The organism is Streptomyces sp. NPDC001027 (genome assembly GCF_040299045.1).
Taxonomy (GTDB): domain Bacteria; phylum Actinomycetota; class Actinomycetes; order Streptomycetales; family Streptomycetaceae; genus Streptomyces.
Map to the genome: position 1 here is coordinate 29,297 of NZ_JBEPBI010000015.1, position 23,515 is coordinate 52,811.

The 23,515-nt window shown below is 71.0% G+C and carries 22 protein-coding genes and 1 tRNA gene; 7 read left to right on the forward strand and 16 right to left on the reverse strand.

Annotated features, from left to right (window positions below; all coding sequences use genetic code 11):
* Positions 1 to 45 precede the first annotated feature (45 nt).
* Positions 46 to 1,095, reverse strand: coding sequence for a methyltransferase domain-containing protein (locus ABT300_RS07440; protein WP_351673049.1), 1,050 nt, complete (start codon positions 1,093 to 1,095; stop codon positions 46 to 48).
* A gap of 89 nt (positions 1,096 to 1,184) precedes the next feature.
* Between ABT300_RS07440 and ABT300_RS07445 the strand changes: the two genes are divergently transcribed.
* Positions 1,185 to 1,598: a globin gene (locus tag ABT300_RS07445; RefSeq protein WP_351673050.1), complete on the forward strand. Its 414-nt coding sequence runs from the start codon at positions 1,185 to 1,187 to the stop codon at positions 1,596 to 1,598.
* Between the two features lie 119 nt (positions 1,599 to 1,717).
* Here the strand turns inward: ABT300_RS07445 and ABT300_RS07450 are convergent, their stop codons facing one another.
* The 8 genes from ABT300_RS07450 to ABT300_RS07485 all read right to left on the reverse strand — a co-directional run bounded on the left by ABT300_RS07450 (position 1,718) and on the right by ABT300_RS07485 (position 11,959).
* The gene (locus ABT300_RS07450; RefSeq protein ID WP_351673051.1) at positions 1,718 to 2,398 is read right to left on the reverse strand and encodes a DUF8185 domain-containing protein; all 681 of its coding nucleotides are present in this window, start codon (positions 2,396 to 2,398) and stop codon (positions 1,718 to 1,720) included.
* Positions 2,395 to 2,808, reverse strand: coding sequence for an acyl-CoA thioesterase (locus tag ABT300_RS07455; RefSeq protein ID WP_266717795.1), 414 nt, complete (start codon positions 2,806 to 2,808; stop codon positions 2,395 to 2,397). Before ABT300_RS07455 ends, ABT300_RS07450 begins: the two co-directional genes overlap by 4 nt.
* A gap of 6 nt (positions 2,809 to 2,814) precedes the next feature.
* Positions 2,815 to 4,479 (reverse strand): energy-dependent translational throttle protein EttA, encoded by a 1,665-nt coding sequence (ettA, locus tag ABT300_RS07460; protein ID WP_351673052.1) that lies wholly within the window; start codon positions 4,477 to 4,479, stop codon positions 2,815 to 2,817.
* Positions 4,480 to 4,722: 243 nt separating this feature from the next.
* Entirely contained in the window at positions 4,723 to 4,947 is a 225-nt protein-coding gene (locus ABT300_RS07465) for a hypothetical protein (protein WP_351673053.1), read from the reverse strand.
* Between the two features lie 594 nt (positions 4,948 to 5,541).
* The gene (locus tag ABT300_RS07470) at positions 5,542 to 6,960 is read right to left on the reverse strand and encodes a TQXA domain-containing protein (RefSeq protein ID WP_351673054.1); all 1,419 of its coding nucleotides are present in this window, start codon (positions 6,958 to 6,960) and stop codon (positions 5,542 to 5,544) included.
* 285 nt (positions 6,961 to 7,245) lie between these two features.
* A complete protein-coding gene (locus ABT300_RS07475) occupies positions 7,246 to 7,728 on the reverse strand; it encodes a single-stranded DNA-binding protein (protein WP_351673055.1) in 483 nt (160 codons plus the stop codon).
* A gap of 463 nt (positions 7,729 to 8,191) precedes the next feature.
* Positions 8,192 to 10,348: a GTPase gene (locus tag ABT300_RS07480; protein WP_351673056.1), complete on the reverse strand. Its 2,157-nt coding sequence runs from the start codon at positions 10,346 to 10,348 to the stop codon at positions 8,192 to 8,194.
* Positions 10,349 to 10,351: 3 nt separating this feature from the next.
* Positions 10,352 to 11,959, reverse strand: a complete 1,608-nt coding sequence (locus ABT300_RS07485) for a dynamin family protein (protein ID WP_351673057.1) — start codon at positions 11,957 to 11,959, stop codon at positions 10,352 to 10,354.
* A gap of 320 nt (positions 11,960 to 12,279) precedes the next feature.
* Between ABT300_RS07485 and ABT300_RS07490 the strand changes: the two genes are divergently transcribed.
* Positions 12,280 to 12,352: transfer RNA gene (locus ABT300_RS07490), tRNA-Arg, on the forward strand.
* Between the two features lie 447 nt (positions 12,353 to 12,799).
* On the opposite strand, the gene ABT300_RS07495 is transcribed toward ABT300_RS07490, so the two are convergent.
* From ABT300_RS07495 to ABT300_RS07515, 5 genes are all read right to left on the reverse strand, one after another.
* Positions 12,800 to 13,255, reverse strand: a complete 456-nt coding sequence (locus ABT300_RS07495; protein WP_351673058.1) for a hypothetical protein — start codon at positions 13,253 to 13,255, stop codon at positions 12,800 to 12,802.
* 356 nt (positions 13,256 to 13,611) lie between these two features.
* Positions 13,612 to 13,968 carry a hypothetical protein gene (locus ABT300_RS07500; protein ID WP_351673059.1) on the reverse strand — a complete coding sequence of 119 codons (357 nt, stop codon included), beginning with the start codon at positions 13,966 to 13,968 and terminating at the stop codon, positions 13,612 to 13,614.
* A gap of 132 nt (positions 13,969 to 14,100) precedes the next feature.
* Positions 14,101 to 14,643: a hypothetical protein gene (locus tag ABT300_RS07505; RefSeq protein ID WP_351673060.1), complete on the reverse strand. Its 543-nt coding sequence runs from the start codon at positions 14,641 to 14,643 to the stop codon at positions 14,101 to 14,103.
* A gap of 598 nt (positions 14,644 to 15,241) precedes the next feature.
* Positions 15,242 to 16,288, reverse strand: coding sequence for a 2-oxoglutarate and iron-dependent oxygenase domain-containing protein (locus ABT300_RS07510; RefSeq protein ID WP_351673061.1), 1,047 nt, complete (start codon positions 16,286 to 16,288; stop codon positions 15,242 to 15,244).
* A 90-nt stretch (positions 16,289 to 16,378) separates the two neighbouring features.
* Positions 16,379 to 16,507: a hypothetical protein gene (locus tag ABT300_RS07515; protein ID WP_351673062.1), complete on the reverse strand. Its 129-nt coding sequence runs from the start codon at positions 16,505 to 16,507 to the stop codon at positions 16,379 to 16,381.
* Between the two features lie 657 nt (positions 16,508 to 17,164).
* Between ABT300_RS07515 and ABT300_RS07520 the strand changes: the two genes are divergently transcribed.
* Complete coding sequence (locus ABT300_RS07520) at positions 17,165 to 17,875, forward strand: helix-turn-helix transcriptional regulator (protein ID WP_351673063.1); 711 nt, start codon at positions 17,165 to 17,167, stop codon at positions 17,873 to 17,875.
* 100 nt (positions 17,876 to 17,975) lie between these two features.
* Here ABT300_RS07520 and ABT300_RS07525 read toward each other — a convergent pair whose 3' ends face one another.
* Complete coding sequence (locus tag ABT300_RS07525) at positions 17,976 to 18,809, reverse strand: 4'-phosphopantetheinyl transferase family protein (protein ID WP_351673064.1); 834 nt, start codon at positions 18,807 to 18,809, stop codon at positions 17,976 to 17,978.
* A gap of 53 nt (positions 18,810 to 18,862) precedes the next feature.
* Positions 18,863 to 19,243, reverse strand: coding sequence for an S-adenosylmethionine decarboxylase family protein (locus ABT300_RS07530; protein ID WP_319172048.1), 381 nt, complete (start codon positions 19,241 to 19,243; stop codon positions 18,863 to 18,865).
* Positions 19,244 to 19,778: 535 nt separating this feature from the next.
* On the opposite strand from ABT300_RS07530, the gene ABT300_RS07535 reads away from it, so the two are divergent.
* From ABT300_RS07535 to ABT300_RS07550, 4 genes are all read left to right on the forward strand, one after another.
* Positions 19,779 to 21,605: a GNAT family N-acetyltransferase gene (locus tag ABT300_RS07535; protein ID WP_351673065.1), complete on the forward strand. Its 1,827-nt coding sequence runs from the start codon at positions 19,779 to 19,781 to the stop codon at positions 21,603 to 21,605.
* Complete coding sequence (locus tag ABT300_RS07540; RefSeq protein ID WP_351673066.1) at positions 21,602 to 22,708, forward strand: HAD-IIIC family phosphatase; 1,107 nt, start codon at positions 21,602 to 21,604, stop codon at positions 22,706 to 22,708. Before ABT300_RS07535 ends, ABT300_RS07540 begins: the two co-directional genes overlap by 4 nt.
* Positions 22,705 to 22,983, forward strand: a complete 279-nt coding sequence (locus ABT300_RS07545; protein ID WP_351673067.1) for an acyl carrier protein — start codon at positions 22,705 to 22,707, stop codon at positions 22,981 to 22,983. Before ABT300_RS07540 ends, ABT300_RS07545 begins: the two co-directional genes overlap by 4 nt.
* 150 nt (positions 22,984 to 23,133) lie before the next feature.
* The gene (locus ABT300_RS07550) at positions 23,134 to 23,433 is read left to right on the forward strand and encodes a chaplin (RefSeq protein ID WP_351673068.1); all 300 of its coding nucleotides are present in this window, start codon (positions 23,134 to 23,136) and stop codon (positions 23,431 to 23,433) included.
* Positions 23,434 to 23,515: the final 82 nt, after the last annotated feature.

A 23,515-nucleotide genomic window follows, 5' to 3' on the forward strand; every position in this document is an offset into this window, starting at 1 on the left:
CGTCCTGTGGTCGTGCCGTCCTGCCGCCGTGCCGTTCCGCTCGTTCTAGCGATCGGGACGGCGGTCAGGGCGGCGGTCGGGTCGACGCTCGATCGGGTCGAGGCCCTGCGCACCCGGCAGCGGCCAGGCGTACGGGCCCTCCGGATCGTCGAGCCACGCCCACGCGTGCCCGTCGCCGACCGTGACTCCGTAACGCTCCCGACCCGGCATGCCCTCGCGCTCCCACAGGGAGTACGCCTCCTGCGGGTCGAGGGCTTCGCGGGTCAGGGTCAGCAGGAAGCGGAACCGGTCGCTCTCCCTGGCCCTGCGGGGCGCCCCCGAGAAGGCCACCGGCTCCGGGTCGGGCCGGTCCGACCCGCGCAGCGGCACGAAGTACGCCGGGGTGTGCAGGAAGCGTCCCTCCGCGTGTCCGGCGTCCCGTACCGTCAGAGCGATCAGCCCGGTGGCGAGCGGCGCGAGGATCAGGGCCCCGGGGGCGCACTGGGCGAGCCAGGCGCGCGGCACGGACGCCAGCGTGCAGGTCGCGATGATCCGGTCGAAGGGGGCGCGTTCGGAGACCCCTCGCGCCCCGTCCCCGGTGACGACGGCGGGCCGGTACCCGGCGTCCGCGAGATGCCGACGGGCGGACTCGGTGATCTCCGGATCCAGGTCGACGGTGGTGACGTTCTCCTCGCCGAGCCGGTACGACAGCAGCGCCGCGTTGTACCCCGTGCCCGCGCCGATCTCCAGGACCCGGTCGCCGTCCTCGACGCGCAGCTCGGTCAGCATGAGCGCCATCAGCGAGGGCTGGCTGCTGGACGTGAGCAGCACCCCGTCGCGCAGTCGGGTCGCCAGCGGGGTGTCCTCGTACGCGCCCCGCATCCAGCGCTCCCTGGCGCGCCGGTCGGGACTCTCGCCCCAGCGCCGCTCGTAGCCGCCGGCGCCGGCGACGTAGTAGTACGGCACGAAGAGATGGCGCGGCACCGCAGTGAAGGCCTCCCGCCATCGCGGATCCCCGGCGAACGCTCCGCTCGCCTCGATCTCCCGCACCAGCAGGGCCCGAGCGGAGGCGGCGAGAGCGGCCGCGTCGGCGGGGTCGGGATCGTGGGCGCCCATGACTCCACTGTGCGGCGCGCGGCCCCCGGAAGCGAGCACCCGTGGGGGTGGTCCTACGCCTCGAGTCCTCCGTCGCGCCGTCTGAGACCATGGGAGGCGTGACAGAGATTCGGCGCGGCACGCTTCAGGAGCAGACCTTCTACGAGCAGGTCGGCGGGGAGGAGACCTTCCGCCGACTGGTCCACCGTTTCTACCAGGGGGTCGCCGAGGACCCGCTGCTGCGGCCCATGTACCCGGAGGAGGACCTGGGCCCGGCCGAGGAGCGCTTCGCGCTGTTCCTCATGCAGTACTGGGGCGGCCCGACGACGTACAGCGAGCAGCGCGGTCACCCGCGGCTGCGCATGCGGCACGCCCCCTTCGCCGTGGACCGGGCGGCGCACGACGCGTGGCTGAAGCACATGCGGGTCGCGGTGGACGAGCTCGGCCTGTCGGAGGAGCACGAGTACACGCTGTGGAAGTACCTGACGTACGCGGCGGCGTCGATGGTGAACACCCCGGAGTAGGCGCCGACGACGAGACGCGGGCGCGGCGCACAGAAACGACGGCGTCGGGCACGGCATCGAACCGTGTCGGACGGCGTCGAAGCGCGTCAGCGCACGCTGACGTCGAGGTCGAAGGGGTGTCAGCGCACGCTGACGTCGAGCGTTCCCAGCCGCCCCGCGCGCCGCACCGCGACGGACCCGTAAGGGGTGCGCAGCCGCAGCCACGCGCCGAGCGAGAGCAGCGCCAGGTCGCCCGGCGCGGCCGCGGGCCGGAGGAAGCCGAGCGACTGGGCCGCGTGCACGGCCCGCACGGGAAGCGCGGTGTCCCCGATCGTCCGGGACCAGATCTCCCGTCCGATCCGGTCGACTTCCGCACGGGTTCGCAGTTCGGCCGCCAGTTCCTCGGTGCGTGAGCGGAATTCGGCGACGGCCGAACCGACCGCCGCCCGCAGCGTGTCCGGCGCGGGCAGGCCCGCCTCGGGCCGCCAGCCGCCGCGCGGCGGCAGCACGCCGGCCCACGGCGGCCCGGTGACCGCTGCCGGGACGCCGGCCGTGGCGGCGCTCTCGGCCACGGACTCCAGCAGCTCGCCCGCCGACACCGTCACGTCCAGCGTGACGTCGAGGCCGTCCTCGTAGGGTTTCGCGAGCCGCACCGCGCGGATCGCGAGCACCTCGAAGGACGGCGGCCGTCCGAAGACGGCGAGCGCGGTGCCGGCCGCCTGCAGTCGCACCGCCGCTCCGCGGTCGTAGTGGAGCAGCCGGGAGAGGAAGGCCGCGAGATCCGCGGCCTCCCCCTCGTCGGCGAGATGGAGCACCGTCATGCGGCGACGGCCTTCTCGGCGTCGTCGTCCTGGTACTCCTCGAGGAAGAGGCGCTCCTCGGCGGTGATCCGGCGCGGCCGTTGCGTCGCGAAGTCGAACGGCACGATGACGGTGGACGCCCGCACATAGACCACGTCGTCGTCCTTCACCTCATAGGAGATGGTGAAGGACGCCGCCCTGATGTTCGTGACCCACAGCTCGATGTCCACGGGCGTGTGCCGGTGGACGAGCTGCCGCTTGTAGTCGATCTCGTGGCGCGCCACCACGGACCCCTGCTGGAAGTCCTTCTCCGGACGGAACAGGAAGTCGATACGGGCTTCCTCCAGGTAGCGGAGGAAGACCACGTTGTTGACGTGGCCGTACGCGTCCATGTCCGCCCAGCGCAGCGGGCAGCGGTAGATGTGCCGCAAGATCGATCAGCCCCGGGTCAGCTTCTTGTAGGTGGCGCGGTGCGGACGCGCGGCGTCGGGACCCAGCCGCTCGATCTTGTTCTTCTCGTACGACTCGAAGTTGCCCTCGAACCAGAACCACTTGGAGTCACCCTCGTAGGCGAGGATGTGGGTGGCGACCCGGTCCAGGAACCACCGGTCGTGGGAGACGACCACGGCCGCGCCCGGGAACTCCAGCAGCGCGTTCTCCAGGGAGGACAGCGTCTCCACGTCGAGGTCGTTGGTCGGCTCGTCGAGGAGGAGCAGGTTGCCGCCCTGCTTGAGGGTGAGCGCGAGGTTCAGGCGGTTGCGCTCACCGCCGGAGAGCACGCCGGCCGGCTTCTGCTGGTCGGGACCCTTGAAGCCGAACGCGGAGACGTACGCACGCGACGGCATCTCCACCTGCCCGACGTTGATGTAGTCGAGCTCGTCGGAGACCACGGCCCACAGCGACTTCTTCGGGTCGATGTTCTCGCGGCTCTGGTCGACGTACGAGATCTTGACGGTCTCGCCGACCTTGATGGACCCGGAGTCGGGCTCTTCGAAGCCCTGGATCATCTTGAAGAGGGTCGTCTTGCCGGCGCCGTTCGGGCCGATGACGCCGACGATGCCGTTGCGCGGCAGCGTGAAGCTCAGGTCGTCGATGAGGACCTTGTCCCCGAACGCCTTGGAGAGGTTGTTGACCTCTACGACGATGGAGCCCAGGCGCGGGCCCGGCGGGATCTGGATCTCCTCGAAGTCCAGCTTCCGCATCTTGTCGGCCTCGGCGGCCATCTCCTCGTAGCGGGCCAGACGCGCCTTGGACTTGGCCTGACGCCCCTTGGCGTTGGACCGCACCCACTCGAGCTCTTCCTTCAGACGCTTCGCACGCTTGGCGTCCTTCTGCCCCTCGACCTTGAGGCGGCTGGCCTTGGTGTCGAGGTAGGTGGAGTAGTTGCCCTCGTAGGGGTGGGCGCGACCGCGGTCGAGCTCGAGGATCCACTGGGCGACGTTGTCGAGGAAGTACCGGTCGTGGGTGACGGCGACGACGGTGCCGGGGTACTTCGCGAGGTGCTGCTCCAGCCACTGCACGGACTCGGCGTCCAGGTGGTTGGTGGGCTCGTCGAGAAGCAGCAGGTCGGGGGCCTCGAGCAGCAGCTTGCACAGCGCGACGCGGCGGCGCTCACCGCCGGAGAGGTTGGTGACCGGCCAGTCGCCGGGCGGGCAGCCCAGGGCGTCCATGGCCTGCTCGAGCTGGGTGTCCAGGTCCCACGCGTTGGCGTGGTCGAGGTCCTCCTGCAGCTTGCCCATCTCGTCCAGCAGCGCGTCGGAGTAGTCCGTCGCCATGAGCTCGGCGACCTCGTTGAAGCGCTTGAGCTTGCCCATGACCTCGGCCGCGCCGTCCTGCACGTTCTCCAGAACGGTCTTGGACTCGTCGAGCGGCGGCTCCTGCAGCAGCATCCCGACGCTGTAGCCCGGCGACAGGAACGCGTCACCGTTGGAAGGCTGCTCCAGTCCCGCCATGATCTTCAGAACGGTGGACTTACCGGCGCCGTTCGGCCCGACCACACCGATCTTCGCGCCGGGCAGGAAGCTCAGCGTTACGTCGTCAAGGATGACCTTGTCGCCGTGTGCCTTGCGCGTCTTGCGCATGGTGTAGATGTACTCAGCCAAGAGAAACCGTCCGGCAGCTTGAAATCTGGCAGTGGGCAGATACACCCCATCTTGCCGGACGGCCGCCCCTCGGGGGAAACCCGTCCGGCCGGGGGGCTTTGATCTGGGGTTTTCGCCGGGAGGTCCCGGGGCGGGGCGCCGGCGGCGCCGTTGACGGGCAAGCGGCGCCGATGGTCGGCGGGCGGCCGCGGCGGTGCTCCGTCGCGGCACGCCGCCCGTGGTGCCGTGTGGTGCCGTGCGGTGCTAGAGCTTGGTCATCTTGGCGTAGGGGCTCAGGATTCGCTCTGGTTGTGCCGAGCCGAAATCCACGAGCGCGGCGATCCCGTCCTCGATGCCGATCACTCGGCCGAGGCCGTACATGTCGTGTGTCACCTGGTCACCCACGGCAAAGTGCTTCGGCACGAGGGTGGCCGGCGCCTTGAAGGGGCTGGTGGGCAAGTGACGCTTCGGTGCAGAAGGTTTTGTCATTGCCTTCAGTATGCGCCTGGATCGGGGTGGAAATCGGCTGGAGTCCGCGGTCCGGGGTCCGCAGGGGGCTCGCGGATGGACCGAAACAGGTGGCACGACCGGTACGACGCCCCGGATTCGACGTTCGCCCGGCGGCAGTAGAAGGCGCGGGAACGAGTGCGGCCGACGCCGGACGACGCCCCGCCCCGCCCGCGCCGGGCGACGGGTCCCCGCGCCGGACGAGGACGCGACCTGCTGGGCGTTCTGCCTGGTCGTCGATGCCGCGAGGAGGTGCGGGCGCGACCGGCGGAGCTTGATCGGCACCACTTCGGCGCGGCCCTCGACGTCGTCCCGTCGGCCGGTCCCACCCAAGCGAGGCCGCCGCCGACGCGTCGCTCCTCGATCACCAGGCCGGGACGACGCCCGCCGACATTCTGCTTCTCGGAGTCTTCGCGGGAGTGTTCGCAGACACGGCAGACATCGCAGACCACACGGATTCGAACGTCGAACGGACCATCGCCGCGTGCACGCGGCGGTGCGCAACCGGACTCCGGAGATCCGGACGAGGAAGCGCACGGCACCGCGTCCGTCCGGAGCCCCGCGGCTCCGGATCCGTCAGCCCTGCGAGCCGTTCTCCTTCCGCCCGACGAGCACGAGCGCCGCTCCGCCGATGACCACCAGGCCGATGGCCGTGCCCGCGATGAGCGGGGTGGCGCTGCTGCCGCCCGTGGCGGCGAGATCGGTGTCGTCCGCGGCGGAGACGCCGCCAACCGTTGCCGGGCTCGGCTCGCTCAGGGTCTGCGTGGTCAGGCCGGCGATCTCGTCGGCCTGGGTCCGGCAGTCCAGGACGCCGGTGAACCTGCTCTGGTCGCCCCGCGGGCCGACGATCGAGAAGTCGTAGGCCTGGTCCTCCTGCAGCGGGACCGTCACCGTCCGGGACCCGCCGGCGGGGATGGTGTGCTGCACACCCATCAGTTCGAACGTGAAGGCCTCGTCGCCCTGGTTGGCGGCGGCGATGTCGACGCCGGCCTTCGAGCAGTTCTTCGCCGCGGACAGTGCCGGTATGGCCCCCTTCTGGGCCCAGGTGGCGCTCGCCGTCGCCGACACCGTGGACTCGCTGGAGCCGGCGAGGATCTGCGTCTGGCTGCGGCTGTCGGAGGTGAAGGCGCGGCCGACGGGGACGGTCGTGGAGGCCTGCACGGTCAGCTCGGCCGATCCCGCGGCCGTGTCCGCGGGCACGTCGAAGAACAGCTGGCTGCCGTCCGACACGGCGGTGAGCGGTCTGCCGTCCTTGCCGACGATGCGCACGCCGCTGGTCGCGGCGTCCAGCGGCGGCGTCACCGTGGCGCTCGTCGCGCCGGTGTGGACCGTCACCGGGCCGAGCAGCCCGCCGGGGCGGCCGGCCACGGCGGGCACGTCGAGGGTGAGGGACGCCGTCGGCTCGGCGACCACCCGGGCTGCCTTCTGGAGGTAGTCCGCGAGCCGCTCGGCCTGCGGGTCGACGGCGTCGACCGCCGCGCCGTCCGAGTAGCGCCAGACGGCCACCTGGGTGCCGGCGGCCGCGTCCTGCTCGGTGAGACCGGCGCCGATGCCCGCCTTGTCGGCGAGCGAAGCGAGATCGTTCACCTGCGGGTAGGAGTTCTGCAGGATCCAACGGATGCGGCCCGCGTTCCGGTTGGCGGCCAGCAGCGTCCCGCTCCAGGGCGTCTCGTGGTACTTGGCGTCTCTCTGCGTGGGGTTGTAGAGGTCGACGCTGTACGTCTGCAGGGTGCCGCCGCCCTCGACGGACATCTCGAACAGGCCGGCCGACACCTCCTGGTCCCCGCTCTTGGCGTGGACCAGGGCAGCGCCGTAGGTCTTGAGACCGCCGATCGTCGCCGTGGCCCCGCCCTGACTCTGCGTCACCTCTGCTGCGGCGGCCGTGCCGGCAGTGGCGAGCACGCCGACGGCGACGAGGCCGGACGCCACGGCCGCCGCCGCGAGTCGGACCGGGCCCCGCCCGCGCGCGAACAACGCGGAGATCGAAGAAATCACACAATTCCCCTTCGAGCAGGACCCGTTGATGTGGGGGTACGGTCCCACCAGCAGAATCAGAAGCCACAGTGAGCTACGTCCGGCATCCTAGAGACGCCGCGCACCACGCTTACCGGTCATCTCGTCGGATCACCGATCCGACTCGGAATCGTTATCCCAAGATCGGTCGCGCGTAGGGCATGTCGACTTGTCCACCTCGCGGCTTCGTGCAGATGCGCTGAAATGCCGCAGCCCACTGTTGACTGACCGTCACCATCGCACTCCGCTGCGGATCGTGGGGGCCGCTCAGGTCACCGCAGCCGGCTCGCGACGGCGTGCGTCGTCGGACTTCGCGTCCGCCGCGTCGGCGACCGGCGTCTCCCAGTCGGGCTCGGGCTGAGCCGGCGGCCCCGCCCCCGCGGGCTCGGCACGGCCCTGCCGCCGGAAGGCCGACGTGCCCCGCGCGATGTCATGACCGATCGCCACGGCGTCGAGGTCCGCCGAGGTCCGGACCTGCTGCCCCTCGCGCGACTCCGTGCGCACTTTCAGCCTGCCCTGCACGATCACCGGATCCCCGACGTTCAGCGAGGCCATCGCGTTCTGGGCCAGCTGCCGGTTGGCCCAGACCGTGAAGAAGTTGGTGTGGCCGTCGGTCCAGGCGCTCTTCTCCCGGTCCCAATAGCGCGAGGTCACCGCCAGCCGGAACCTCGCCGACGCGCCCGCCGCCAGGTCCCGGTAGACCGGCTGCGTCGCCACGTTGCCCACTGCGCAGACCATCGTCTCGTTCATGCGAACCCCTCCCTCGCCCGGACGTCCTGCCGCCCGGTCACGCGCACGGGCCCCTCCCGTACGGCTGCGTCCGCCGCGAAGGCCGCGGTGGCGTTCACCGCGTGCTGTCAGCGCCGTCCGCGGCGACCGCGTCCGTCGCGACCGCCGCGAAACCAGACTGCCTCTGCCGGGCCGGGCCCGCCGAGCGCTGTGGACCACCGCCCGCCTGGGGAAAATCCCACCACCCGGAAGAGTGATCCCCGCCGGCGCTCCCCGTGATCACCCGGCGGAACCGCCCCACCGCCCACCGCCCAGGCCTCAGGCGCTCACTCCCCCTCCGGCCATCCGGTGCCAGTCACCCAGTCACCCAGTCACCCGGTCATCCGGCCATCCGGCCATCCGGCCATCCGGCCGCAGCCTCCCGGCCATCCGGTCCCAGTCATCCGGTCCCCGCGCGGCCCTTAAGCCACGCGCCGGCGCCCCCTCACCGCGCCCCGGACACCGCCCCCGTGACCCTGGCGTACTGCTCCCGCACCTCCCGGTAGCGCAGCAGCTCCGCGGCGACGGGGTCCAGCACCCGGGCCCGTCCGCAGCCGGCCGCGGCCTCCCGCAGCCGGCGTTCCGCGTCGTGCCCGTACCGCCGGGCCGGCCCCCGTGCCGCCATCCGGCAGCTCCACTCGACCAGCGGGCCGCCGACGATGCCGGACACCATCAGCAGCACCGGCACCCCGAGGTTCGGGGCCATGACTCCGACGATCTGGCCGACCAGCCACAGACCGCCGACGACCTGCAGGAGCGTCATGCACGCCTGAACCAGGACCGCGACCGGCCACCAGCCCGGCCGGGGCGGTCGTCCCGGGGGCAGTCCGGCCCGCGCCGCCAGGTCGTCCAGCGCCTCGGGCAGCCCCTGCGCTCCGCGTACCGCAGCCTCCCGGACGGCCTGCGCCCAGGGCGCCGGCAGCCCCGCAGAAGCCCGCTCGGACACGGTGCGCACCGCCTGCTCGACGCGCTGCCGTGCCGTGGCCTCCTCGTCGGCCTGGGCGCGGACCGGAAACCGCCCGCTGGGAGGGTCGCGCCGGTCCTGGTGCCAGCGCCACAGACGCAGCCAGGGCGTCCCACACGCGCGGTTGGCGTTGCGCAGCCAGGCTCGCTCGGCGGCCTCGCCCGCCGCGGTGGCGCCCACCGCGTCCGCCAGCCGGTCGGCGAACTCGTCCCGCGCCTGCTCGCTCAGACCGACGCGTCGTCCGGTGGCGTACACGGACCGCAGTCGCCAGGCGGCGGCGTCGACGTCGGCCGAGATACGCCGGGCGGCGGCGCCGCGCTCCGCGACGAACTGGCCCAGCGCCTCGCGCAGTTCACCGATGCCGTCTCCGGTGAGCGCGGACAGCGCGAGCACGGTCGCGCCCGGTTCGCCGTACTCGCCGAGGGCGACGCCGTCCTCGTCGAGCAGCCGCCGCAGGTCGTCGAGGACCAGCTCCGCGGCCTCGCCGGGCAGCCGGTCGACCTGGTTGAGGACGACGAACATGACCTCCGCATGTCCGGCCATGGGCCGCAGATACCGTTCGTGCAGGACGGCGTCGGCGTACTTCTCGGGGTCGACGACCCAGATGACGGCGTCCACCAGCGCCAGCACCCGGTCGACCTGCTCACGGTGCTGCACGGCCGCCGAGTCGTGATCGGGCAGGTCGATCAGGACCAGCCCGCGCAACTGCGCCTCCGCCTCCGCGGTCTGCACCGGCCGTCTGCGCAGCCGTCCCGGGATGCCGAGCCGGTCGATGAGGGACGACGCACCGTCGCTCCAGGTGCACACGATGGGCGACGACGTGGTCGGCCGACGCACGCCCGTCTCCGAGAGCGCGACGCCGGCGAGGGCGTTGAACAGCTGCGACTTGCCGCTGCCGGTGGCGCCCGCGAGGGCCACCACGGTGTGCTGCCCTGAGTGCCTGCGCCGGGCGGCCGCCTCGTCCAGGACCCGGCCGGCCTGGGCGAGCGTCCTGCTGTCGAGGCGCGTGCGGGAGAGGCCCACGAGTTCGCGCAGCGCCTCCAGCCGTGAGCGCAGCGGTCCGTCGTAGACGAGCGGGGTCGAGGGCAGGGCCCCGCCGCCTCCCCCGGACCGGGCCGCCTTGTCGGCCGCAGCGGCCTGCTCGGCGGCGGCGGCCTCGTTCACGCGGCGGGCGATGAGACCGTCGTCCCAGGCGTCGGCCGGGTCCTCGTCGGCGTCCGCACGGGACGGGCGCGCGGCCGGCGGCCCGGACGACTCCGGGGCGGGGCCCGCGTTCGGGCGCGGCAGAGCGTCCTCGGTGCCGTCGAGTACGCGCGCGTGGCCGTCGCCCGGCTCCTGCGCCGGGGCGTCCGCCGCTTCGGACAGGTCCCCGCCGCTCTCCGGCTCCGCCCCCTCCGACCCCGGGCTCCCGGCCCCCTCCTGGCCCCCGCGACCGTCCTGATGCCGCCGACCGTCACGACCGTCACGATCCGGCTGCCCGTGCTGCTCGTGCTGTTCCTGGTGCTCTGAGTGACTCTCGGAGTGGTCTGTCTGATCCGAGTGGGCGGGCTGGTCCGTGTGGCCTGTCTGGTCGGTGTGGACGGTCCGGTCCGTGTGGCCTGTCCGGTCCGTGTGGTCCTGGTCAGTGACGGCGGTCACCGGTCACCTCTCCTTCTGCAGTACGGACAGCGCGGCGATGAGTTCGGCCTGGGGTTCGGGGTGGACTTCGAGTCCGTCGAGGGGGGCGAGCCGGCGTTCGCGTTCGGCGTGCATGATCCGGTCGAGGTGTTCGGCGAGCAGCCGCCCGCCCCGGTCGCGCAGCCGCAGCGCCCCGTGCGCGCCGATCCGCTCGGCGAGTCCCTCACCCGCGGAACGCGCCCTGCGGCCGCCCAGCAGCGCCGTGGCGACGAGAGCGGCGACGGACTCCGGGTCGGGCGCGGCACTCCGCTCCAGGCCCCGCACCTCGTCCTCGGCGTACTCCTCCAGCTCGCGCCGCCACCGGCGAACGGCGAGGCCGATGCGGTGCTCGGCGCTCTCCTGCGAGGCGTCACGGTCCATCAGCGCCGAGGCGCTGGAGCCCGGTTCGCGACGCCAGGCCTCGTCGACGCGATCCTCGGCGGCGGACACCGCGCACAGCAGCAGTGCGACGAGGCTCTCCACGAGGGCGTCGAGGAGTTCGTCGGCGGTGCAGTCCAGGGGGAAGGCCCGCCAGCGCTTGAGCGCGTCTCCGGCGAGGACCGCGCCGCTCTGCAGACGCCCCCGCACGCGCGTGTACTCGCTGTCGTACGCCCCTTCGACGGCCGAGGTGAGCCGCAGCGCGGCCGCGTGCTGCGCGGCGGCGGCGCCTGCCAGTTCGGGCATCCTCGCCTTGAGGGAGTCGAGGACGCCGTGGGCCGTGCGGGCGAGGGCGTGGTTACGGGCGGCAGGGTCCTGGGCGTGGTGGACGAGCCAGGCGCGCAGCTGCGCCACGGCCGTGGCGGGAAGAAGCCCGCCGCCCCAGGCGGACTCGGGCAGTTCTGGGACGGTGAAACGCGGCACGTCGCCCAGACCGGCCTTGCTGAGCAGCGCGCCGTACTGCCGGGACACCTCGGAGACGACCTGGTGGGGCACCCGGTCGAGGACGGTCACGAGGGTGACGTCGTACTCCTTGGCGGTGCGCAACAGGTGCCAGGGCACGGCGTCCGCGTAGCGGGAGGACGTCGTCACCATCACCCAGATGTCGGCGGCGCAGATCAGTTCGGCGGCGAGTACCCGGTTGTCGGCGACGAGCGAGTCGATGTCGGGCGCGTCGAGAAGAGCGAGACCGGGCGGGAGCGTGTCGGCGGTCTCGATCCGCAGCACGGGTCTGCCGTTCTCACCGGTGAGGAGGGAATCGTCCGCCGACTCCCGACGGGGGGCCCACGCGCGGGCGAGGCCGGGCAGCACCCGCATGCCGCTGAACCAGTGATGGTCCTCCGGGTGGCACACGAGCACCGGGGTCCGTGTCGTCGGCCGCAACACGCCCGCCTCGCTGACCCGCCGCCCCACCAGGGAGTTGACGAGCGTCGACTTGCCGGCGCCGGTGGAACCGCCCACCACCGCCAGCAACGGCGCGTCGGGCTGCCGCAGCCGCGGCACCAGGTAGTCGTCGAGCTGGGCTAGCAGTTCGTCGCGGTTGGCACGCGCGCGCGGGGCCCCTGTCAGGGGCAGCGGGAAGCGTGCGGCGGCGACACGGTCGCGCAGGGCGGAGAGTGCGTCGAGCAGCTGAGGCCTTACGTCCAAGGTCACCACACGCGAAGAATGCCCAATTTTAGGGGATTTATGAAGCATATAGGCATGTCTGCGCGCCGATAGGACACAAGGGACGGAAGGCGCGAGTGGGGCAGAGGCACTGCGCAGGCATAACGAGTGCACAACACCCGTGGCCAGGGACGCCAAAAGCGGTGCACGATTCGCACCTGCCTGCGATTATCAGGACCGCTTCACCGAACCTCCACATTGAGCCACGGAGGCGAAGCAACCAGGACAAGGAACCGGGAGCCCTATCCTTGTCCCCGGCAACGTCACGGATCAGCCCACACCCGGGCAGCACGTACGAGGCCACCACACCGGCCCCCGTAGCTCAGTGGATAGAGCAGGCGCCTTCTAAGCGCTTGGCCGCAGGTTCGAGTCCTGCCGGGGGCGCAAGTCTCCGCCCTCCTCCGGGAGGGCATTTTTGCTGCTCAGAGCACGTTAAAGATGACGTGACAAAGTCCCGACCCTTCCCTCGATGATCATGGGGGCGGTCCGACGACGTCCGCCTGTCACCGGGTCCTCGCGAGTGCCCCCGTCGAATGCGTGTCGACGTTTTCACCGCGGACCCTCAGCCCACGTCGGGCAGCTCGGGTAGATCCCCTGCGGCCTCCAAGCCCCGGCCCAGTCGGCCACCTGGGCGGTTGGAATTCCGTCATTGAGCCACTGCGTAAGGCGCGTGTGCCGGTCGTCGTGAACCGCCTCCCCGTAGGGGAATCGAAGACGTGGCGGGCTGACGTCGGCCGGGGTCGGGCGGGACGCGATCTTGAGGGTTGCAGTCCGCCGGGCACGACAAGGGCCCGCCGACGCCGGTAGACGGGCCCCGGGTGGCGCGCGGGGTCAGCAGGCGTCGTACTTCCAGGCGCCGCCCTCGACCTTCCACGGCTGCCCCTGCTGGTCGAACTTGGGCAGGCCCTTCACTTTGTACGAGACGCGCCCCATGTCCCCCGAAACCGTGGCGTGCACGTCCGTCGCCGGATGGTCGGGCCCGTAGCCCTTCGCCGCCCGGTCCGCGGTGGCCGCGTACGTGGCCGGGTCCGCCTTGGCGCGGCAGCGCTTCGACAGGAAGGCGTACGCCGCCTCCCCGGCTCCTCCGAAGTAGAGGTTCACGTACGTGTCCGCGACGCGCTCGAGTTCGGCGGCGCCGGGCGCCGCCGGGGTGGCGTCTGCCGCCGTCTCGGCGGCCGCGGTGGGGCTGCTCTTCGGGGTGTCTGCCTTGTCGTCGCCGGACGAGGAGCAGGCGGCGAGGGTGGCGAGCAGGGCGGTGCCGAGTGCGATGGTGGCGCGGGTGCGCATGTGTCCCCCATGAACGGTGTGCTGAAGGGGGCATGGTGCCACGCCGGGCACGTTTGCGGCCCCGCCCGGACGCCAAGGCGCCCACACCGGCGGAGATCGCGGCACGGCGGGGCACTGCGGGGGGGGCGGGCCGTGCGTCGGTACGCCGGACGAGTTCCTGGCGGACGGCAGGCCCGTGCAGGAAAGACGACCAAGCCCCGACACCTCGGGAGGATCCCCGCAGCTTCGAGCAGGATCCGGCGGTGACGCTTCCTGGACCAGATCGCCGCCTGATTGCCGTCGAGGCCGATGTCGAACTCGCCTTCGCCACAATGGCCAGCGGCCTCATCTCCTGGAGGCGACTGAAGAAGCAGCCATCATGTTGTGTCACGGGCTTTCAGCTCCAACTCCCGCCACTCACCCACAAAATCGGCCGCCCGCGTCTGGGTGAAGCTGTGCAACACGTCCCACGCTCGGTCGACATCCAGAACGAAGTCGCCCGTGAAGGCGGTGAGGTCATCCATGATCGGGACTTCGACCTCCGCACCCGAGGACACGCTGCCGTCTCCTGCCAGCAGAGACATCCGCTCGGTGCCGCTCATCAGATGGACGACCGCGTGATCATCTCGGAAAGCCAGGCTCAGTACCGGGAACTGCCTGCTCGGCGAACGAACCTCGACATATCCCTGACCGCGGGAACGCAGTTCGTTGAAACGGTCTGCCAGATCCGCCACCTCTGAACATCTCTCAACCGGATGAAAAAGTCCCGATTCTGGCGACGTCGCCGCCCACACCACCCCCACCCAACCCCCTTCCCCGTGAAGAGACGATCTTCCAGTGCGCTATCGGGACGAAGCCGTCGCCGGCTAACCGCACGAATCGCACATGCCTGTCGACGGCAGTTGGACGAAACAGCGCTCGCAAACCCGGACGGGCTTTTCGGTGCGCTCGCGCCGGCGATCGACGGCGGCCTGCAGTCTGGGGGCGAGGGCCGGCACACCACCGCCAGGCGGCATGGTCGCCTCGAAGCGGCGGTAACAGTCAAGGCGGGCGTCGGCCGCGTGCCGCTCGCGTTCCAGTTCGTCATCCACCGACGGCTCTCCAGCGACTATCAGCACTTCCTTGTAGCCGCTGCCTACCTTGCCGTCGTCCGTATGAACCACCAGCGCCGTCAGTGGTGGGTCGCCGCGACGGTGGGCTTCGCGCACCACCCGGCCCAAGATCGGACCGATCCAGTTGTGCAGGAGACTCTTGGTCCGGATGCCAGTCCGGCTCTGGATCTCCTCCGCCAACTCCTTGTAAGTGATCACTGCGTGGTACGTCTGCGCTACGCCTACGAGGATCGAGTACGCCTCTGAGCCCCAGGCATCGCGTGCCTCCTGGCCCGTCGGCTTCTCGATGCCGACCACAGACTCGGAATCACCTTGCTTCATCCCCACCCCGTCGCGCCGTCGATGGTTGCCCCCTCCCGCATCCTCCCCTACCGGGGGACGACGGCACCATGGCTCTGTTCGTGCTCACCGCCGTACGCCAATCGGCACACATCAGCCTCGGCGACGATCGACCGATCCGGTGTCTCAGATCAGCCACGTCCGGCTCCGAGTCAGCGGAGTACGGCAACCATCGGGCCGGTTGACTCACCGTTCCGTAGCGGCGCGACGATCTGAAGCGAACGGAGGCGGGGCTAGCGTCGGTGTCGGATGTACCAACCGGCGACCAGCGCGATGAGGATGGCAACGACGAAGGCCCACACGGTCGTTGCTCCGTGGTATGAGCGGTAGGCGATCAGAGCAAGCATGTTCAGGCGGATACCCCGGGCGGGCGGCTTCAGCCGGCACGCGTCCGCCGCCCTTGCGCCGCATGCGTGCCGAAGTCACCGTGCGAACGACCGAGCCCCGGCCCCTCCCCCGACGATCACGGGGAAGGTCCGAGGCGCTGTCCGGCCGTCACCGGGTTCTTGCGGGCGGGGTCGTCGAGTGCGTGTCGAGAATCTCGGCGTCGAACGGGTCAGGGGCGGGATGCAGCCTTTTCCCGGAGCTTGTCCAGGACGGCCAGTCTGCCCTCGGCGTGGATGCGCTGTGTCGTGACCCGATCCGGGTAGCAGCGCACGAACATCGAGGTGAAGTGGCTCCCGTAGTGGAGAATCTCGGCGTCGTCCGTGCTGTCGAGCGGTCGGGCGGCGGCCTGGAAGCTCGGTTCGTGGAAGTACGCGAAGGCGTACCGTTCGTCGTCGGCCAGTTTGACCTTGTGCGGGGTGGAGAGCAGCGTCCCGCCGGTCAGGAACTGGAAGAGATCGCCGGGGAACACGGTGAAGGTGTGCGGTACAGGCCGCACGTAGGTCCACGCGTCGTCGTCCTCGTACACGCCGGCGGCGCTCTCCTCCGGCAGCCAGTTGCGGTTGCGGCGCTCGCCTTCGATCGGGGGCCGTATGTACAGGGCCTGGCCGACCTCGTCCTGGGTGGCGATGACCAGCAGACCGTAGTCGGTGTGGGCGCCGATGCCGCGGTCACTGGCGGCCGACGCCGCCGGGAAACGCAGCACGCGCATGTGGTGCCAGCCGTCGTCGGTCAATCGCGTGAACGCGTCGAGGTCCTGGCCGAGTCCGAGCGCGGCGAGCTGGAGGAGCCTGTGCCCGAGGTGGCCGGACTGCTCCATGTAGGCGTTGACGGCCTGCCGGTACTGCTCGTCGGGCCAGGGCACGGGCCCGTGACAGGGCCAGCTCTCGGCGACCCTGGTGTCGTCCAGCGGCACGTCCTTGGTGACGGTGAAGATCTCCGATCCGTCCTGGACGCCGTCCGTCACCTCCTCGCCGGAGGCGACGTAGCCGCTGTAGGTGAGGTCGCTGACGTGCCGGGACTTGTCGGCGAGGGGTAACGCGAAGAACCTCTTGCTCGCCGCGTAGGCGTCGGCGACGACGGCTTCCTGCGCGGGCCGCATGGCGACCTGGAAGATGCCGTCCCGCTGCCAGGCTTCGATCATCCGCTGTCCGAGCCGGATGTCTTCCGGCGTCCCGGTGACGGTCTCCGGGACGTCGAAGGTCACTAGGTCAGTCAACTGCGTTCCTTTCGAGAGGGATTACGCGAGAGACGGGTCACGCCGGGGATTTCGCGACGCACTCCACGACCGGTTCCCGTGAAGCGGCTTTCACCGTTTCCGGTCTTCCGACGGCATCGGCAACTCTGCGACATCGACGAAGGCGTCGCCGACGGCAATACGCTCGATGGAACTCGCGACTTTCACCGTGCATTCTCCTGATTCGCCGTCCAGAGGCATGCAAAGGTCCAGCACGTCTCCTCGGGAGGGAATATCGACAGAAGCACGCACTTTCGCGTGAGGTCGTGAAACGACCGCCTCTCCGGAAGAACACCCGGACTCTACAACCCTCAAGTATCTGCGGTCGACTACGAGAATCCTTAGTCCCGGACCCCCAAACCACCCAAAACGGAGCACCGCTTCACGAGAAGGCACCGAGTGCCGTTCTCCCGCCGCTCCCGCATGAACTTCGGTGTTACTCGCGGGTTCCCCCCGTAATTGGTCCAAGCCTTTCAAAGGAGGCGGCCCCCGCCGCAGGCCGGCATGCCATCCGAACGTGTCTCTGCACACAGGGGCAGGACACCCTTGACCAACTACCGCTGCTGCAAGGCAAACTGACAGGGAACCACCGGCTTCCCCCACGTTCAGCACTTCTCATGCCTCATGCGTTCAGAGCGCTCAGGCCGATCATCTGCAGCGTTCCGCGTCACCGTTCGACCTAGGCGGAAGAGACAAGGGCGTCCATCCACGGGGCCGCCTCTCATGGTCACGACCGAATGCAGCGCACCGGGTCGCTTCCGGCCACCCCCCGAAAGAGGTACCGCTTTGTCCCCGTCACCTCGGCCCCACCCCGAAACCGTCACCACTGTCGACGAACTCCCAGAACTGCGCTCAGACATGGCGCCGAATGCCTCGTCGGCGACCGCCACGGCTCTGGGCACAGTCGACCGCGACTCCGGGCTCCGTATCGTGGCGGCCAACGACGCGTTCTGCCGGCAACTCGACCTCACCCCGGCGGAGGCGAGAGGGGATTCCCTGTCCCGCTGCTTCCATCCGGCCTCCTGGGAGAGCCTGCGGGAACACTTCGCTCGGCTTCTCGTGGACAGACACCGTGATTTCAGCGTTCCCCTGGAGTTAATCGGCGCCGACGGCGAATACGCCGACTGCATGGTCACGGGCATCGCCCTGGACATCGACTGGGCGGACTGCACCACCGTCGTCCTGCTCGTTCTGGACGGCGCGGGCAGCACCCCTCAGAGCACGGTGTCGGCGCCCGCCGCGTTGACGACCGTGCCCGCCCGGATCCTGGAAGGGGTGGCGGCCGGCCTGTCCACACAGCAACTGGCGTCTCGGCTCGACTTGAGCAGCCACGGCGTCGAGTACCACATCAGCGTGATGATGCGGAAACTGAAGGCACGCAACCGCTCCGCTCTCGTGGCGCGCGCCTACACGCTGAACATCTTCATGCCGCAGTGCTGGCCGCCCCGGCTCAAGCCGCAGTACGTGGAGCAGTTCCCGGTGGGCGGCTCCTCGGTCGCCGCCCGGAACGCCGATCCGGCGAACTCCGGCCTCGTACCGACACCGCGACGGACCAGGAATCCCGCATGAGGTCGTGCACCGCATGCGGCCTCTCCCCGGCTCCTGAACGCCGACGAATCGGCGGCGGCGGACGCGCGTGAGGCGCGGAGCCCGGCTGTGGGACGGCCGCTCAGCGGCCGTGGACCGCGAGCAGGGCCGAGCCGTCGCGCAGGACGACCCGCACCGCCCCTCCCGGCCCGCTCACCGTGCCGCGCGGCCCGGCCCCCCTCACCGGTGTCGCACCTGCGGCCGCCGTCGGCACCGCCGCCACGGTCGCCGGGTGTACGCCGTCGACCAGCAGATCCGCCATGCGCAGGTCGGACGGTCGCAGATCCGCCATGCGCGGGTCGGCCGGGTGCGATGCGGGAGGGACGGCCGACGGGGGCGGCCAGACGAGCACGGCCGGGGGCGCTGCGGCCGACGAGACCTCCAGTCCGCGCAACGGCATCCGCAGGCCCACGCCGAGGGCCTTCAGCACGGCTTCCTTCCTGGTCCAGACGCGCAGGAAGGCCGGGCGGCGTTCGGCGGGAGACAGGGCGTGCAGGGCGGCGAGCTCGGCCTCGGACAGCGCGGTCCGTGCGGCGCCCTCGACGTCGAGGGGCGCCTCGACGTCCTCGACGTCGAGGCCCACGGCCGCGTCCGGGGAGACCGCCACGCCGATGACCGCGCCGCTGTGGGTCACGGAGAAGTCGTATCGCGCGGCGGCGTCCGGCATGTCCAGCCGGACCTTTCCGTGCGGTCCGCCGCAGCGGGGACACACTCGCCGCAACGGCACGCGGGCCGGGGGCAGATCGAGCAGTTCGCCCAGGAGCAGGCGGCTCAGGGCGCAGCCGACGAGGAAGCGGGCCCGGTCGGCCGGGGGAACGGTCTCGTCGTGGCGGCCGCGCTCCACGGGGTCGAGGAGCGCCAGCAGACCGGCGTGGGCGTCGCCGAGGCGCGCCCACGCGACCTGCACGGAGACCACGGGCCCGGCGCCTGTGCCGGCGCCTGTGCCTGTGCCGGTGAGAAAGGGACGGGTCAGTGCACGGCGCGCAGCATGCGCGTGACGTTGATCCGCGTCGGCGAGAGGCCGAGTTCGACGCTCTGCATCATCCGCTCGCCGTTCAGCCGGCCGTAAGCCAGGAGATCGACGTTGGCCAGACTGAACTCAGGCCAGGTGTGAATGCTCAGATGCGATGCGGAAAGCAGCAGAATAGCGGTGACGGCGCCGTTCGGGAAAACGTGCGACGCCTCACCGAGAACCGTGGCGTTTCCCTTTTCGGCGGCCGTGCGCAGCACCTTGAGGAGGCGCTCCTCATCGGTCAGGATGCTGTGATCGCTCACCCATACGTCGACCGCATAAGAGCACAGATCGTCGACGTTTATACCCTCGGTGGCGAGGCTGGCGGAGTTGGTCATGGGGAACCGGGGGTGACGAACAGCTTCCCCCCGTCTCCTTTCACATAGGCGCTCGGTGGCCCCCAGCGTAGCATCCGGGACGCCCTACGGCTCGCGCGCGCCCCGTGTCAAGGGGGTACGGGGTCACTCGGGGCATTGCGGCGACGCTCCTTCCGGACCGCTGCGGAAACTTTTGCGGAAACCGTTCCGAAACTGTTTCGGAAGTCCTCGTGAAGCTGTTGCAGAAGCGGTTACGGAAGCCGCTACGGGAATCGCCGCCGATGCCGCTGTGCAAGCCGTTGTGAAATTCTTTCCGAGAATCTTCCGACATCTCTCCGGAAACGCTTCAACACCGCTTCCGAAACACCTCAAGGGACATTCCTCGACTTCCCCTTTCGCATCGCGCTTTCCCGCTGTTTCCGCAGTATGGGAGTGGGTCCCTTCGGCCGACTACCAGCCCGTATACTGGATGGTCCCGCAATCCACCGTTCAGCTTGCCTGGAGCAGCATTGTGACCAACGCGCGTCGGCACCCTGGGAGCAGCACCGCCGAATCCGTGCTCACGGAAGTCGCGGACGCCGTCCGGCTCCAGGAGGGTCCGCCGGGAGTGCGGTCCGTCCTGCGCGCCCTGCGCCGGCTGGCCCCCGCCTCCACCAAGGACCTCAGCCGGGCCACCGGGCTGCCCGTCCCTATCGTCGCCGCACTGGGCAACGAGCTGCGTCGGCGCGGCCTCGTCACCACGCAGCGCCCCTCGCGGCTGACCGAGGCCGGTCAGGAGCTCGTCGCCCGGCTCGGCATGGACCTCGTCCTCGACGCCACCTGCCGCACCTGCGACGGACGCGAGCTGGTCATCCCCGACGTGCTGGACGAGGCCGTGCGGCGGCTGCGCGCGCTGATGGAGTCGGGTCCCGCCGCCGACATGGCGATCGACCAGTCGCACTGCACGGCCGAGACCAAGGTCCGGCGGGTGCTCGCGCTGCTCACGGCCGGCGCGCTGCCGGGCGGCTCGCTCCTGCTGATCGGCGACGACGACCTGATCTCGCTCGCCGTCGCCGTGGTGGGAGACGTGCTCGGCGGCCCGATCGTCGAGCGGGTCACCGTCGTGGACATCTCCCAGGACATCCTCGACCACATCCAGAAGACGGCGGCCGGTCTCGGCACACGCGTGGAGACGGTCCGGCACGACCTGCGGCTGCCGCTGCCCGCCGCGCTGCACGCCCGGCACGACGTGGCCATGACCGACCCGCCGTACACCGCCGAGGGCGCCCGGCTCTTCCTCTCGCGCGCCGTGGAGGGTCTGCGGCCCGGTCCGGCGCACAGCGTCTTCTTCTCCTTCGGCGGCAAGAGCCCGGACGAGATGCTCGAGGTGCAGCGGGAGATCATGGCCCTCGGCCTGGTCACCAACGGCTACATCCGCAACTTCAACGAGTACGAGGGCAGCGGCATCCTCGGCGGCGTCGGCTTCTTCCAGCACCTCCTGACGACCACCTCGACCGCCCCCTCCCACCTGGGCGAGTTCAGCGGCCCGCTCTACACGGGCGACAAGCGGACCCGGCAGCGCGAGTACACCTGCGCGGCGTGCGACACCCGGATCCGAGTCGGTCCCGGCGCCCGCTGGACGTCGGTGGCCGCCCTGCGCGCCGACGGCTGCCCGAACTGCGGCAAGGGCCCCTTCCGCCCCGGCCGGCTGGTCCCGGCGGAGGAAGCCGCGCCCTCGGCCCCACAGGACGCGGCCCCCGCGCCGACCCCCGCCGCGGCCCCGACGCCCGCAACCGCACCCGCCTCCGCCCCTGCTCCGGCGCCCGCCCCCACGCCCGCAACCGCCCCCACGCCCGCCCCCGCCCCCGGACGCGTCCACGGCTGGCGTCCCCCGGCCGACGACGAACGGGCCGCTCTCGCCGCGCGGGCGCAGCCGTACGTCACCCGCCAGGCCGACGAGCGCGACCTGCCGGCCATCGGACGGTTCGAGGCCGAGATCGCCCGGGTCTCCTTCGGCGAGGACGCCATCGACGACCCCGAGCGGTGGGCGGCCCGGCTCGGCCGCGCCATGGAGAAGTCGAAGGAGGGCATGATCGTCGCCCATGCGCCGGGCGGTGAGCCCGTCGGCTGGTGCTGGGTGAGCATCAACCAGAACGCGATGACCGGCGACCGCTACGCCAACTTCCGCTCCCTCGCGGCGTCCCCCGTCGACAACCGCAGCGACGTCGCGGAACTCCTGCTCACGGCAGGCCTGGAGTTCTGTCTGGCGAACGGCATCACCGAGGTCGTCGGCCGGGTGCACGTGGGCAACGTCCCGATGCGCACCGTCTACCGCAAGTTCGGCTTCGACCCCACCAGCCTGGCGATGAAGCTGTTCCTGCCGGAGCAGGACGGCGTGCGGTGAGCGGCACGGAGGGCTTCGACCCCGACCGGGTCAAGTGCGTCGTCTGGGACCTCGACGGCACGCTCTGGGACGAGATCGCCGTCGAGTCGGCCACCGACGCGCTGCCAGCGCCCCGCGCCCGGATGCTCGCCGCGATCGACGCACTGGCGGCCCGCGGCGTGCTGAGCAGCATCGCCAGCCGCAGCGCGCCCTCGGTGCTCGGCCGCCTGGACGGCGTGCCCGACCTGCGGGCGCGCTTCCTCGCGCCGCAGGTCTCCTGGCAGGACAAGAGCGAGTCGCTGCGCGCGATCGCGAAGGACCTCGGCATAGCCGTGGAGGCCCTGCTCCTGGTCGACGACTCGCCCTACGAACGCGCCGAGGTCGAGGCCCTGCTGCCGGGCGTGCGCACCCTCGACCCCGCGGAGGTCCCCGCGCTGCTGGCCGCGTTCGAGGACCGGGAGCAGACCCCCGAGGCACGCGCGCGCGTGCACCGCTACCGCACCGAGGAGACCCGCCGGGCCGAGGCCGAGCGCTTCGAGGGCACCCGCGAGGAGTTCCTGCGCTGGTGCGGCATGCGTCTCACGGTGGGCGCCGCCACGCCCGAGGAGATCCCGCGCGCGCTGGAGCTCGCCGCACGCACGCACCGGCTGAACTCCTCCGGTCTGACCCCCGAGCGGCTGCGCGAGCTGGTCGGCTCGGCAGGACACGACCTGTTCACGGCCGCCATGACGGACCGCTTCGGCGACTACGGCGTCATCGGCGCCGCGCTCGTCGACGGCACCGCTCCCGCCGTCCGGTCGGTGCCGTTGCTGGCCCTGTCCTGCCGGGTGGCCGGACGGGGTGCGGCGGCGGCCTTCCTGTTCCGGCTGATGGAGCGCTCCCGCACGGCCGGCGCCGAGGAGTTCAGGGTGACGCTGCGCCCGACGGACGCCAACCTCGAGATGCGCATCCTGCTGCGCCAGGCAGGTCTGCGCCGCACGGACGACACCGCCGCCACCGCCACCGCCGCGGGCGCAGGCGCGGCGGGCGCAGGCGCCGCGGTCCTCGGCAGGTCCCTGCACGGCGACCTGCCCGAGCCGCCCGCATGGCTGCACGTATCCGACCGAGAGGACATCGAGGCGTGAGCGACACCCCGGACCGGGACGCGGTGGAACGGGAGATCCGTTCGATGATCGCCGAGGCCGCCCGACTGGACGAGACCTTCGTCGCGGAACTCCCCGCGGACGCCGACCTGTTCGGTCCGCGCATCGGGCTCACCTCGTTGGCCGGCGTCGCCCTGCTGGGCGCGATCGACCGGCGTTACGGCGTCGACGTGGCCGCGCTGGACCTGAGCCTGGACAGTCTGCAGTCCATCGCCACCCTGGCCGACTTCGTCGCGGCCTGTCTCGCGGCGCCGTGACGGGGACTAGCCACCCGTCTGTACTACTGCCTGTTCAAAAAGGGTGATCCGTACAGACGCCCCGTGACCGGTCGGGGGCGGCGGCGTTGAACGGGGCGTGCGACGGCGCCCCCTGCTGCCGCACGTACCGAATCACTTAAGGAGAACGTGATGTCTCGCATCGCGAAGGTCGCCGCTGTTGCCCTCGGCACCAGCGCCGTGGTGGTCAGCGGAGCCGGCCTGGCCATGGCGGACGCGGGTGCGCAGGGCGCGGCCGTGGGCTCGCCGGGTGTCGTGTCGGGCAACGTCGTCCAGGTTCCGGTCAACATCCCGGTCAACGTCTGCGGCAACACCATCAGCGTCATCGGCCTGCTGAACCCGGCCTTCGGCAACACCTGCGCCAACGTCGGCGGCGACCACGGCAAGCACGGCGGCGACAAGCACCACGGCGGCGGCGGTTACGGCGGCTGAGCAGTCGCTCGTACGCCCCCCGCGTACACCCCGGTCGTACTTGCGGTACGCACCGTTCGCACCACCAGGAGAGCCCCGGCAC